11 protein-coding genes are annotated in these 13,130 nt (G+C 67.3%); 4 read left to right on the forward strand and 7 right to left on the reverse strand.

Annotated elements, in window-relative coordinates:
* Positions 1-203: 203 nt before the first annotated feature.
* A complete protein-coding gene (locus BO1_RS16985) occupies positions 204-1,091 on the forward strand; it encodes a sulfurtransferase (RefSeq protein ID WP_028218584.1) in 888 nt (295 codons plus the stop codon).
* Between the two features lie 7 nt (positions 1,092-1,098).
* Entirely contained in the window at positions 1,099-2,034 is a 936-nt protein-coding gene (gene gluQRS / locus BO1_RS16990) for a tRNA glutamyl-Q(34) synthetase GluQRS (protein WP_028218585.1), read from the forward strand.
* A gap of 237 nt (positions 2,035-2,271) precedes the next feature.
* Here the strand turns inward: gluQRS and BO1_RS62030 are convergent, their stop codons facing one another.
* From BO1_RS62030 to purT, 7 genes are all read right to left on the reverse strand, one after another.
* Complete coding sequence (locus tag BO1_RS62030) at positions 2,272-2,724, reverse strand: type II toxin-antitoxin system PemK/MazF family toxin (RefSeq protein WP_043285135.1); 453 nt, start codon at positions 2,722-2,724, stop codon at positions 2,272-2,274.
* 216 nt (positions 2,725-2,940) lie between these two features.
* Positions 2,941-4,431 (reverse strand): DEAD/DEAH box helicase, encoded by a 1,491-nt coding sequence (locus BO1_RS17000; RefSeq protein ID WP_028218587.1) that lies wholly within the window; start codon positions 4,429-4,431, stop codon positions 2,941-2,943.
* A gap of 511 nt (positions 4,432-4,942) precedes the next feature.
* Positions 4,943-6,379, reverse strand: coding sequence for an aldehyde dehydrogenase family protein (locus BO1_RS17005; protein WP_028218588.1), 1,437 nt, complete (start codon positions 6,377-6,379; stop codon positions 4,943-4,945).
* A gap of 89 nt (positions 6,380-6,468) precedes the next feature.
* Complete coding sequence (locus tag BO1_RS17010; RefSeq protein WP_028218589.1) at positions 6,469-8,115, reverse strand: acetolactate synthase large subunit; 1,647 nt, start codon at positions 8,113-8,115, stop codon at positions 6,469-6,471.
* Between the two features lie 170 nt (positions 8,116-8,285).
* The gene (locus BO1_RS17015) at positions 8,286-8,744 is read right to left on the reverse strand and encodes an MliC family protein (RefSeq protein WP_084688007.1); all 459 of its coding nucleotides are present in this window, start codon (positions 8,742-8,744) and stop codon (positions 8,286-8,288) included.
* Positions 8,745-8,891: 147 nt separating this feature from the next.
* Positions 8,892-9,080: a DUF6726 family protein gene (locus tag BO1_RS17020; RefSeq protein WP_084688008.1), complete on the reverse strand. Its 189-nt coding sequence runs from the start codon at positions 9,078-9,080 to the stop codon at positions 8,892-8,894.
* Between the two features lie 248 nt (positions 9,081-9,328).
* On the reverse strand, positions 9,329-10,552 hold the full coding sequence (gene purT, locus BO1_RS17025; RefSeq protein WP_028218592.1) for a formate-dependent phosphoribosylglycinamide formyltransferase: 1,224 nt from the start codon (positions 10,550-10,552) through the stop codon (positions 9,329-9,331).
* Positions 10,553-10,840: 288 nt separating this feature from the next.
* Between purT and BO1_RS51385 the strand changes: the two genes are divergently transcribed.
* Together BO1_RS51385 and BO1_RS17035 are read left to right on the forward strand one after the other, a co-directional pair.
* The gene (locus BO1_RS51385; RefSeq protein ID WP_063744685.1) at positions 10,841-11,509 is read left to right on the forward strand and encodes an META domain-containing protein; all 669 of its coding nucleotides are present in this window, start codon (positions 10,841-10,843) and stop codon (positions 11,507-11,509) included.
* Positions 11,510-11,810: 301 nt separating this feature from the next.
* On the forward strand, positions 11,811-13,130 hold a 1,320-nt coding region (locus BO1_RS17035; RefSeq protein WP_028218593.1), incomplete at its 3' end, for a DNA translocase FtsK 4TM domain-containing protein.

The following is a 13,130-nucleotide window of genomic DNA, read 5'->3' on the forward strand; positions in this document are numbered from 1 at the left end:
CACGGCGCGCACGCGGCGCGGTGGCGCCCGGTTGAGGGATAATAGCGGATTACGCCCGCCGCGCAGCTTGTCGTCATTTGGCACTTTGGTCCCATGTCACGCCTCATGCCGCGCCTCCCGCGCTGTTACCCCGATTTCGCCGCTGGCTGAATCGGCGCGCGGCATTCAGGCGGGTCCGTCCGATTCAGGTTTTCATGTTGGCCATGCGTATTCTCAATCTCTCCGCCTACCAGTTCGCGACACTCGACAAGACCGCCGAATGGCGTCCGCTCGTGCTCGAACGCTGCAAGTCGCTCGATCTACGGGGCACCATCCTGCTCGCACCGGAAGGCATCAATCTGTTTGTCGCAGGCGATGAAGGCAACGTGCGTGCGTTCATGGACTACATCAACCACGATCCGCTGTTCGAAGGCAAATTCGCGACGCTGCAGTTCAAGGAAAGCCTCTCGGAAACGCGCCCCTTCAACCGCATGCTCGTGCGCCTGAAGCGCGAGATCATCACGATGAAGAAGCCCGCGATCCGCCCCGAGGAAGGCCGCGCGCCTTCGGTCGCGCCGGTCGTGCTCAAGGCATGGCTCGACCGCGGCTTCGACGACGCGGGCCGCCCCGTCGTCATGCTCGACACGCGCAATGCGTTCGAAATCGATGTCGGGACGTTCGACAAGGCGCTCGACTACCGCATCGACAAGTTCAGCGAATTCCCGGGCGTGATCGAAGCGAACCGCGCCGACCTCGAAGGCAAGACCGTGGTGTCGTTCTGCACGGGCGGCATCCGCTGCGAAAAAGCGGCCATCCACATGAAGGAAGTGGGGATCGAGCACGTCTATCAGCTCGAAGGCGGCATTCTCAAGTACTTCGAGGAAGTGGGCGGCGCGCACTACACCGGCGACTGCTTCGTGTTCGATCAGCGCACCGCGCTCAATCCGCAGCTCGAGCCCACCGACACCGTGCAGTGCTTCGCGTGCCGCGCCGTGGTCTCGCCTGCCGAGCAGACTTCGCCGCTCTACGTCGTGGGCAAGAGCTGCCCGGCGTGCCATCCGGAGCGCGCGCAGAGCGCCGCGAGCACCCAGGCTCCGGCTCAAGCCGCCTGATTCGCGCGTGAGCGCACCGGCTCGCCCGCATCAGGGCTATCGCGGGCGTTTCGCGCCCTCGCCCACTGGACCGCTGCATTTCGGCTCACTCGTCTCGGCGCTCGCGAGCTGGCTCGACGCGCGCGCACACGGCGGCACATGGCTCGTGCGCGTGGAGGACATCGACGGCCCGCGCGCAGTGCCCGGCGCTGCCGAGGACATCCTCGCGACGCTGCAGCGCTTCGGCTTTCAGGCCGACGAGCCGCCCGAATGGCAAAGCCGCCGCATCGACTTGTATCGCGCGGCGCTCGACCAGTTGATCGCGGCGGGCCACGTCTATCCGTGCGGCTGCACGCGCAAGGAAATCGCCGATTCGCTGCTCCATGCGCACCGGCGCAACACCACGCTGATCTATCCCGGCACCTGCCGCAGCGGCCTGCACGGCAAACCCGCGCGTGCGTGGCGCCTGCGCGTGCCGGACGATGACCCACGAGCCGACGAAAACCCCGCGCTGATTCGCTTTGACGATCGCTGGCAAGGACCACAGGAACAGGATCTCGCGACCGAGGTGGGCGATTTCGTGCTGCTTCGCGCGGACGGTCAGTGGGCGTATCAACTCGCGGTGGTGGTGGACGACGCCGCGCAGAACATCACGCACGTCGTGCGCGGCGCCGACCTGCTCGACTCCACCGCGCGCCAGATCTGGCTGCAGCAATGCCTGGGCGTACCAACGCCCGCGTATCTTCACGTACCTGTCGTGACCAACGAGGAAGGCGAAAAGCTCTCGAAGCAGACCGGCGCGCTGGCGCTCGACGCCACGCGGCCGCTCGAGGCGCTGCTTCCCGCCGCACGACATCTGGGCCTCGATCTTCGTGATTCCACTCCTGCGACGCTCGAGGCCTTCCAGGCCGATGCGATCGATGCGTGGAAGCGGCGGCTCGCGCATTCGCGCACGGCGGCTTGAGCGCGACGCAAATCTGGCGCTGACGTTGCGCTGGGTACGAAACCTGGGAGAAAACGGGGAAGGCTGTCGCAGAAAAGACAAAGGGCGCCGAAGCGCCCTTTTTTCGCAGCGCGGCTGGCTTGTCATCACCGTGTTGCCGCACTGGCTTCTTCGACGCCGCAGCGGAAGAAGTCTCGGAGGAACCTCTCGCGAGGCACGAGGCGACTATAGCACGACTTCTGATGCCCCACGCTTGTGCTAAGTCAACGACTCTTCTCGTTGAGGGGCTGGCAAGTCCTCAAGACCGAGCGCATACCGAACTCCTCGCTGAATCGCGAGATAGTCGTCCGGAGAAATGGACAAGGTTGAATGGTAGACCGCACGCCCACCTCGTCGAGACCGGGTTCTGTAAAAGTTCACTCTGGCGAGGGATACCGTGTACACCATATCGCACTTCGCCCAGACTTCCAGCAATGGGCTTTCGTCCGGATGCGGATTGCGGTTCAACCTGTGATGGCAGGCCAGTAACTTCTCTGGCCGCGTGGTCGAGAGGGGCACGACGGTCAGCAGTCTGTCACTCGTCCTGCTCTTTGCGAGCACGACAACCGACCTGACTTTCACCATTTCGGGTTGGACAAAGCCGGTGTAGTCGCAGGTAACGACAGCACGGTGTCTGGGCAGGAATTTCAGACCAACGGCGTTCTCTTTCATAGTTTCCCGTGTGGTTGCTCAAGCCGGAGGACTCATGCCCCATACCGCGCACAGCGATATGGGACTCGCAATCATTTGGAAATACTAACGGAGAACAACCCCATCTCGAAAAATGGGGATGCAACACTCCAGCGTTAGCTCAGAGCCATGCCGTGTCGCGCAATGATCGATGTGGCGCGCCGGGAGGCGCGCCATCACCCAGCGCGTTGACTGACCTCAGGACGACGAAGACGACGTCGGCTTGTTGCGCCACGACGAGCCCAGGCCACCGAGCAGCGCGGCAAGCGGCTGCTTCTGCTTTTGCGGCGTGGCGGCCGCCGGCGCGGGCATGTCGTCGGCCTTGCTGCGCGCGCTCGGCGACGGCTCGTAGGGCTTCAGGAAAAAGTCGTCGACGGGCTGCGCCGAACGGTGATGATGCGGCCGCTCGTACGCACCGGCACGGCGGTGGCCGATGCGCTCGCCGCGACCTTCGTGGCTGTCACGCCCATCGCGCCCATCACGTTCCCGGCGGCGGCTGCCGCCTTCGTGGTGCGCGACCGGCACGTCGACCACGAGGTGCTCGACGGTCAGCGGACGCTTGATGAGCTTTTCGATATCGGCGAGCTGCTTCTTCTCGTTCGGGCTGCACAGCGAAAGCGCATCGCCCGAGGCCCCTGCGCGGCCCGTGCGACCGATGCGGTGCACGTAGTCTTCAGCGTTGAACGGCAGGTCGAAGTTGATCACGGCCGGCAGCTCGACGATGTCGAGGCCGCGCGCGGCCACGTCGGTGGCCACCAGGGCCTCGATCTCGCCGCGCTTGAACGCGTCGAGCGCCTGCATGCGCTCGCTCTGCGAGCGGTCGCCGTGAATCGCGGCGGCCACGATGCCCTGCTTCTCGATCTGGCGCGCGAGACGGCTCGCGCCGATCTTGCTGTTGCAGAACACGATCACCTGCTTCAAGCCGCGGTCACGGATCAGTTGCACGACCGCGCCCGTCTTGTCGCCCTCGTGGACTTCGTAGACGATCTGGGTGACGTTGGTGGCCGTGGAGTTGCTGCGCGCCACTTCAATGGTCTGCGGGTTGCGCAGGTAGGTTGCGGCGAGCTTCTTGATTTCGGGCGAGAACGTGGCCGAGAACAACAGCGTCTGGCGCTCCTTCGGCAGCAGGTTCAGGATGCGCTGGAGGTCCGGCAGGAAGCCCATGTCGAGCATGCGGTCGGCTTCGTCGAGCACCAGCATCTGCACCTGGCCGAGTTGCGTGGTCTTCTGCTGCACGTGGTCGAGCAGGCGGCCCGGCGTCGCGATCAGGATTTCCACGCCGCGGCGCAGTTCGTCCGATTGCGGGTTCATGTCGACGCCACCGAACACCACCGCGCTGCGCAGCGGCGTGTGCACCCCGTAGGAGCGCACGTTGTTGGCCACCTGATCCGCCAGCTCGCGCGTGGGCGTGAGGATCAGCGCGCGCACCGGATGACGGGCGGGCGAAGCGCTCGTGCTCGCCAGCGGCAAGAGGCGTTGCAGGATCGGCAGCGAAAAGCTCGCCGTCTTGCCTGTGCCGGTCTGCGCGGCGCCCATCACGTCGCGGCCCGTGAGGACCACGGGAATGGCCTGCGCCTGAATGGGCGTGGGCGTCGTGTAGCCCTGCTCCTTGATCGCCTTGAGGATCTCGGGCGCGAGGCCGAACTGATCGAAGGTCTCGGTGCTGGGCTTGACGGCTGTGTCGGACATGGTGGCTTTCGCTATAAAGGCGCTATGCGCGTGAGGCGCGGCGCGCCTCTGAGTAATCACTGCGGGTGCTGCCGGCTTGCAGCGTAACGTGCTCGCAAACCTGGCAAACGCTTTCGGGAGCCGCGCGGCCGCTGCGGCTTGGTGCCCGGACTGCCGGCCGCGGCAGCCGTCCGGCGGACGGCTCGCGGAAGATGCCCGGCATTTTCGCGGGAACGCCCTCCATCAGAGGTGCGCAGGGAGCGCTGGCTGGACGGCCGCGCTCGACCCGCTCGTTCCCTTATTTCCAGCCGGTGCGCCGCGGTGCACCTTGGTGCGCCTGGGCCCGGCCGCTTCAAGAACCCGCCACGAGGGCGGGCGCAATTCGGCGAAAGGCCGGTATTGTAGCACCTTGGCATAAATCCCTATGGCCGCGCGGACCGGCTTCTGCCACCGGGAGCGGCGCTCAAGGCGAATCACATCCGGCCCTTTGCGCCCAACCTTCATCCGCTTGCTACCCACGCGCCGCCCGGGCTCACCACGTCTCGCGCATCACCATGAGCCGCAGCTCGGTCATGTCCTCGATCGCGTAACGCACGCCTTCGCGCCCGAGGCCCGAGTCCTTCACACCGCCATACGGCATGTTATCGACGCGAAATGACGGAATATCGTTGATCACGACGCCGCCCACCTCGAGCCCGTCCCAGGCGCGGTGCGCGTTCGCGAGCGAATCGGTGAAGACGCCCGCCTGCAGGCCGAAATCGCTGTCGTTGACGACGGTGAGCGCCTCGCCGAAGTCGTCGAAGCGTTCGAGGATCGCCACCGGCCCGAACGCCTCGCGCCGGTAAAGGTCGGTGTCGCGGCCCACGTCTTCGAGCAGCGTGGCCTCGAACATCGCCCCATCGACCTGGCCGCCCGCGACGATCTTCGCGCCGGCCAGCACCGCCGCCTCCATCCAGCCCGCCAGCCGTTTCGCCTCGGACTCGGAGATCATCGGCCCGACGAAGGTCTTCTCGTCCTTCGGATCGCCCATCTTGAGCGACTTCACCTTGGCGATCAGCTTCTCGCGCAGCGCGTCGTAGAGCGACGCGTGCACGAGAATGCGCTGCACGCCGATGCAGCTCTGCCCCGACTGGTAATACGCACCGAACGCGAGCCGCTCGACGACATAGTCGAGCTTCGCGCCCTGGTCCGCGTCGACCACGGCTGCCGCGTTGCCGCCCAGCTCCAGCACGACCTTCTTCTTGCCCGCCTTCTTCTTGAGATCCCAGCCCACGGCGGGCGAACCCGTGAACGAGAGCAGCTTGAAGCGCTCGTCGGTGGTGAAGAGATCGGCGCCGTCACGGTGCGCTGGCAGGATCGAGAATGCGCCCTTGGGCAGGTCCGTTTCCGCCAGCACCTCGCCGATGATGAGCGCGCCCACCGGCGTGCGGCTCGCGGGCTTCAACACAAACGGCACGCCCACCGCGAGCGCGGGCGCGACCTTGTGCGCGGCCAGATTGAGCGGGAAGTTGAATGGCGAGATGAACGAGCACGGCCCGATCGGCACGCGCTTCACGTAGCCGTGATAGCCCTTCGCGCGCGCCGAGATTTCGAGGTTCACGATGTCGCCGTCGATGCGCACGCTCTCCTCTGCGGCCACGCGGAACGTGTCGATCAGGCGCGTGACTTCGCCGCGCGAATCGTTGATCGGCTTGCCCGCCTCGATGCACAACGCCATCGCGAGTTCGTCGAAGCGCTCGCGAAAGCGTGCGACGCAGTGGTCGAGCACGGCCTGGCGCTTGAAGGGCGGGAATGCGCGCATGGCCGGCATGGCTGCTTCGGCCGCCGCGATCGCCTGATCGATCGCCTTGGCGTCAGCCAGCGCGACGCGCGTGGCGACTTCGCCGCTGTATTTGTCGGTGACTTCGAGATCGGTGTTGGCAGCGACGGCCTCGTTGGCCAGGTAGTACGGATAAGTCGCTTTGAGCATGACGCGTTCTCCGGAAATGCGGGGCGTGCAACAACGCACGCGCCCGTTCATTGAACAGCACGGACGCCGCAACGCTTCAACGAAGCCCTTCAGAGCTGCGCGCTCAGCCGCTTGATCTCGCGATTGAGCACGCGCTCGTTGTCCGAATAGTCGACGGGCACGTCGATCACGTGCACGCCCGGCGTCGCGAAACACTGCTCGATGAGCGGCTTGAGCTGATCCGCCTCGCTCACGCGATGGCCGTGCGCGCCGTAACTCTGCGCGTAGTCGACGAAATCGGGGTTCTGCAGCGTCATCCCGTAATCGGGGAAATTCATGTTCTCCTGCTTCCAGCGGATCATGCCGAAGGCGTCGTCGCGCAGGATCAGCACGACGAGATCGAGCTTCAGGCGCACCGCCGTCTCCACTTCCTGCGAGTTCATCATGAAGCCGCCGTCGCCGCACACGGCCACCACCTTGCGCTCGGGATGCACGATCTTCGTCGCGATGGCCGAGGGCAGCCCCGCGCCCATCGAGGCGAGCGCGTTGTCGAGCAGGAGCGAATTGGGCTCGCGCGCGCGGTAGTAGCGCGCGAACCAGATCTTGTACATGCCGTTGTCGAGGCACAGGATGCCGTCTTCGGGCATCGCGCTGTAGACATCGTGCACGAGCCGCACCGGATACATCGGAAAGCGCGGGTCGTGCTGGCCCTTGGCGAGATGCGCGTCGAAGTGGCGCTTGATCTCCTCGAAGCGCGCGAAGTCCCATGCGTGCTCGCGCGCCTTGAGGCGCTCCTTCAATTGCCAGACGGCATTGGCGATGTCGCCCACCACTTCGATCTGCGGGAAATAGACGGGATCGACTTCGGCACCGAGAAAATTCACGTGGATCACGGTCTTTTCTTCGGCGCTGCGCATGAAGAACGGCGGTTTTTCGATCACGTCGTGGCCGACGTTGATGATGCAATCGGCGTGCTCGATCGCCCGATGCACGAAGTCGCCGTCGGAGAGCGTGGCGTTGCCGAGCCACAGCGGATGCGATTCGTCGATCACGCCCTTGCCCATCTGCGTGGTGAAGAACGGGATGCCGGTCTGGTCGACGAACTCGCGCAGCACGTTGCGCGTGGTCTTGCGGTTGCCGCCCGCGCCGATCATGAGCAGCGGATGGCGCGCCGTGCAGATCGCCGCCACCGCGTGCGCGACGGCCTTTTCCTCGGCGATGGGGCGGCGGCTGTAGCTCTTCGGGATGGGCTTGCCGTCGCCCTCTTCGTCGGCGACGTCCTCGGGCAGCTCCAGATGGACGGCGCCCGGCCGCTCCTGCTCCGCCTGGCGAAACGCCTCGCGCACGAGCGCCGGAATATTGCCGATGGAGACGATCTGCCGCGCGTACTTGGTGAGCGGCTCCATCATGCGCACCACGTCGACGATCTGGAAGTGGCCCTGCTTGCTGGTCTTGATCGGCTTCTGGCCCGTGACCATCAGCATGGGCATGCCGCCCAGCTGCGCGTAGGCGGCAGCGGTCACGAAATTGGTGGCGCCCGGCCCGAGCGTGGCGAGACACACGCCGGTGCGGCCCGTGAGCCGGCCATAGGTGGCGGCCATGAAGCCCGCGGCCTGCTCGTGGCGCGTGACGATCAGACGAATCTTCGAGCGCCGCAGCGATTCGAGCAGATCGAGATTCTCCTCGCCCGGAATGCCAAACACGTACTCGACACCCTCGGCTTCGAGCGCCTTCACGAACAGATCAGATGCTTTCATCGGCCACCTCGCGGTTCAGCGGACGCTGTGCAATGCCGTTGCGTATGTCGTGACGTACGAATACGCAATCCGCATGAAGCGTGCGCGACGACCGCCAGATTACGCCGGTGGCGCGGATCGCGTCGGCAAGCGTGCAATCCGGCCGGAGTCGCGCGTGCGGCGCGCGGCCTCTAGCGCATGATCGTGGCGCAACCGGAGACGATCGGCTTGGGGCTGTCTTCGTTCGTGGCGTCGTAGAGATCGGCGCTGGGGCCCTTGGTCCACCAGGTATAGCGGTCGGCGACATACTTCACGCCGGACGCCGCAATCACGCCGACAAAGAGCAGATTGCGGCCCTCGACGGGGACGAGCGCGAAGCTTTGCCCGTTGGTGCCGTTGATATAGGTGACCTTGAAGGTCTTGCCGGCCGCGCAGGTATAGCGGAATGTGTGGCGCGACTGGGTCTGGATCTCGCGCACGTCGAGCGAGGCGGCCTGCGCGGGCGATACCGTCAGGCTCACCCCGGCAACCGCGCCGAAAACGGCAAGCGCGAGCGCGCAGGCGCCGAAGCGGCGCGGCAGCGCACGAGCGGCGCCCGGTGCGCTGAAGTGGATGGCAAAGCGGCGCGCGGCGCTGCGTCGACGAGTCATGGCGTGTTCTCCGGCTGTCTTCGTGTTGAGATGGCGTGTTGCGCCGCCGTTGCGTCGATCGCCGCGCCGCACGCGGTCCGGGCGTTGCGCGGATTGCCGGACGCTACGCGCAGGCGTGCCGCGCGTGCCTCACGTGTGGATCGTGCCTCAGGGGTCGATCACATCGGCGCAGGCGTCGGTGGGCGCGGCGGCCACGTGCCCGACCAGCGGCACGATCTTCAGGCCCGCGGATGCCACGCGGCACGGCGCGGCTGCGAGGCCACAGCCCGAAAGCGCGCAGGCGCACAACACCACAAGCAGCGCTCGCGGCCGAAACAACGCAATCGACTTCATCATTCCCACCTTCCTGCAGTTGCGTGACACGATAACCCGGCAGGCACCGCGGTGCCTTGCGAATGCGCCGCTGCTAGCGTTCGCCGCGCGCCGGAAAATCGAAAGACCGGGATTATCCGGCGCGAGGCGTGCGGCGCGCATGCGGCAGATGCGCACCGCAGCTCCCGATCGCAGCCCGCGCGCTGGCTCGTGAGTTCGTTATTGCGCGGCTGCGCGGACATCCGCCCTACGCACCCGCTGTGTGCGAGCGATTATTGCGACGCGTCGCCTGGCACAGGACGCACCGCCGCCGCCGCCGTGCGTGCACGCGAGCGCGCCTCCTCGACGTCCACGCCCGTCGCGAGCGCCACCCCCATGCGGCGCTTCACGAAACTCTCGGGCTTGCCAAAGAGGCGCAGGTCCGCGCCCGGCACGGCCAGCGCCTCGGCCACCCCTTCGAAGGCGATGCCGCGTGCGTCCATGCCGCCGTAGATCACCGCCGACGCACCCGGACCACGCGCCGTCGTATCGACGGGCAGGCCGAGAATCGCGCGCGCATGCAATTCGAATTCGGAGAAACGTTGCGACGCGAGCGTGACGAGGCCCGTGTCGTGCGGACGCGGGCTCACTTCCGAGAACCAGACGTCGTCGCCGCGCACGAACAGCTCGACGCCGAACAGGCCGCGGCCGCCCAGCGCCGCGGTCACCTTGTGCGCGACCTCGCGCGAGCGCTCCAGCGCCTTCGGGCTCATCGGCTGCGGCTGCCACGACTCCACATAGTCGCCGCCCACCTGGCGGTGGCCGATCGGATCGCAGAAGTACGTCTCGATGGTGCCGCTCGCCGGATCGGTCGCGCGCACGGTGAGCTGCGTGATTTCGTATTCGAAGTCGATGAAGCCCTCCACGATCACGCGGCCATGATTCACGCGCCCGCCCGCGAGCGCGTATTGCCAGGCGCGCTCGACGTCGGCGTCGCTCTTGAGCACCGACTGCCCCTTGCCCGAAGACGACATCACCGGCTTCACCACGCACGGGTAGCCGACCTTCGCGATGCCGGCCTTCAGCTCGTCGAGCGAGTCGGCGAACGCATAGGGCGAAGTCGGCAGGCCCAGCTCCTCGGCGGCGAGGCGCCGGATCCCTTCGCGGTTCATGGTGAGCTGCGCGGCGCGCGCGGTGGGGATCACGACGGCGGCGCCTTCGGCTTCGACGGCAGCCAGCGCATCGGTGGCGATGGCCTCGATCTCGGGCACGACGAGGTGCGGACGCTCGGCGTCGATGAGCGCGCGCAGCGCCTTGGGATCGGCCATGTCGATGACGTGGGCGCGATGCGCGACCTGATGGCCGGGCGCGTTTTCGTAGCGATCGACGGCGATCACTTCGACGCCGAGGCGCTGCAGCGCGATGATCACTTCCTTGCCGAGCTCGCCCGCGCCGAGCAGCATGACACGGATGGCGGAAGCGGAAAGCGGCGTGCCGATGCGAGTGCCGGTCTGCATGATGTCTCCAGGTATGACGGTGAGGCAGCGCGCGATCCTGATTGACGCGCGCTTCGGGCCAGGCGAATGCGAGGGAGCGCCGATGTTAACACCGCGGGCGTCGGCCCGTGCCGCCTGAATGTGAATTGCCTGTGAAATCCGCATGAAATGCGCGTCGCCCACGCCGGCAACGCTGCGCGATCGTGTGCGCGAAGCCCGCGTTTGTGACTTTTTGACGAACGTTTGCGCTCGCATGCCGCCCCTTGGTGCGTTACGCTTACGCCTTCGCCAGTTATGAGGAACGATGCGATGCCCCACCGCTCGAGCACACGCCCCGCCGCACGCCATATTGCGCGCCTGCTCGCCTCACGTGTCTCATGCGCCGCGCCGTTCGCGGCTGCCGCAGCGGCTGCACTGATGCTTGCCGCCTGCAAGCTGCCGGTTCACCAGGACACGTCCGCGCCGCCACCCGACCCGTTCAATCCGGCGGCAACGCAATTGCTCGACAACACCCAGTGGCAGCTCGTCGAATGGAAGCGCGCCGACGGTACGCTGCGCGCGGTACCGGGCGCGAATACCGACAGCGGCGCCGCCAACGGCGCGACTGCGGGCGCCCCCGAGGCGCGGCCCGTCACGCTCTATCTGTCCACCGCCAGCGGCCAGCGCCGCGCAAGCGGCTTCTCGGGCTGCAATCGCTACATGGGCAGCTACACGCTCAAGGACGGGCTGCTCTCGTTCGGCCGGCTCGCCGGCACGCTGATGGCCTGCGCCGGCTCGGGCGGCGAAATCGAAGGCCCGTATCTCGACGCGCTCGCGCATATCCAGCGCACCGGCGTGCAGATGCGCGAGCCGCAGTCGCTGCAGCTCATTCTCGAAAACGGCGACCGCCTGACTTTCACGCATCCGGGCCCGTCCGCTGCCGCAGCTGCGCCGGCCGGCGCGTCTGCCACCGCCGCACCGGCGAAGCAGGGCGAGTGAGGCGCCGTGCCGTCCGCAGCCGCGCCCTCGCACGGCGCGGCTCTTTTTTTGGCGTGCGCCGCTGCGCAATGGGCTCACGGCCTGGCGCACCGGGTTGCGGCCCGGGCCACCACGGCTTTGTTCCCGCACGCTATTCCCGCTCGAGGCCCGCGCGAATGGCTGCCGGGCCTGCTTCACGCCTGACTGGCGCTGCAGCCACCGTCAAGCCGGCTGCAGCGCCGCGGCAACGCGCTTTGCAGTGCGGTGGGGCCTGGCGGTTACACTCGACACGTTGCACCTCTTTTAATCGTTGATCTCTGGCATGCACACGGTAGTCCCTGGCTGGTTCGGCTTATCGGCCGTCTGGTTCATCCCTCTGATCTGGCGTCTCGTGAAGTCGGTGCTGCCCGGCGGCGCGGGCTTGCGCGGCCCGGGCACGATCCGGCTCTGGCTCGGCTTTGTCTGCGTGTTGCTGGCGAGCTGCACGCTCGAGGCGACGCTCCTGCACATCGAAGGCTTCGATGCGCTCGGGCACGCGCTCGCGGACGGGCTCGGCAAGCTGCTCGGGCATACTGCCGCGCCGCTCGTCATGACGGCGCTGCTCTTCGTGAGCCTGCCCTGGCTCATCGATTTCCGCTGGCGCAACTTCTTCGCGTGGGCCGACGACTCGCTCGGACTCGGGCTGAATATCCGCCCTGCTCCTCCCTCGAGCAACCACGACGACGGCGAGCGCCCTGGCCGCCGCGCTTCCAGACAGGACGCCGCGCAGCCGCAAGGCGCGATGCGCTCGGGTCTGGACGGACTGGGCAGCCTCGGCAAGCTGGCGAGTGGATTGGGTAGCGGCCTGGGACTCGGGAGCGGTGGACTAGCCTCGGGCACGGGGCCGAATGTCGGCTCGGGTGGCGGCACGCCTGAATCGCTCGACGGCACGCGCCGCAAGCGGCCGACCGTGTGGCGTCCGCAGATGCCGGGCAAGCGCGCGGCGAGCGCCGCTGGAACGGGTGCCTCGGGTATCGCAGGTGCGACAGCAAGCGCCGCGGCGCAGGGCGCGGAGAGTGCATACGCTGCGCATGGCACGACGCGTGGCGGTGCCTCGCCGTGGCGCACCGAACCGGATTTCGCGTCGCCGGAGCCCAGCCCCGCTGCCGCATGGGCGCGCACCGAACCGACCGCGCCGGCCGGCTGGCTGCGCGACGGCCAACCGGCCGCGCGTACTCCGATGGCCGCCGCACCTGCACCCAACGCGCAGCCAGCCGATGCATGGCGCAATCCAGCTGTGGGCCTGAACGGCGCGCCGCTGCCGGCATCGGCTGGCGCTTCGCGCGCTGGCATGCCGGCCGATGCGCGCCGTGCGACGGCCATGGGCGCGAACGGCGCGCCAACGCCAACGCCATCGACGCCGCCGTCCAGCTTCCCCGCCGACACTCGCCGCCAGCCCATGGCCGGCATCAGCGGCACGGCGGCCGGCATGGCCGCCTCTGCGGTGGCGGGAGCGCACGGAGGGACGGCATTGGGTGGCGCTGCATCAGGCGGCGCGGCGCTTGCTGGCGCGGCCGTCAGCCCGGCGCCGTGGCGCGCGGCGCCGGCACGCCCGGCGACGACGCCCGCGCCAGCCCCGCTCTCGTCTCCGTTCTCTTCCCCG

This window comes from Paraburkholderia oxyphila NBRC 105797, from assembly GCF_000685075.1.
Taxonomy (GTDB): domain Bacteria; phylum Pseudomonadota; class Gammaproteobacteria; order Burkholderiales; family Burkholderiaceae; genus Paraburkholderia; species Paraburkholderia oxyphila.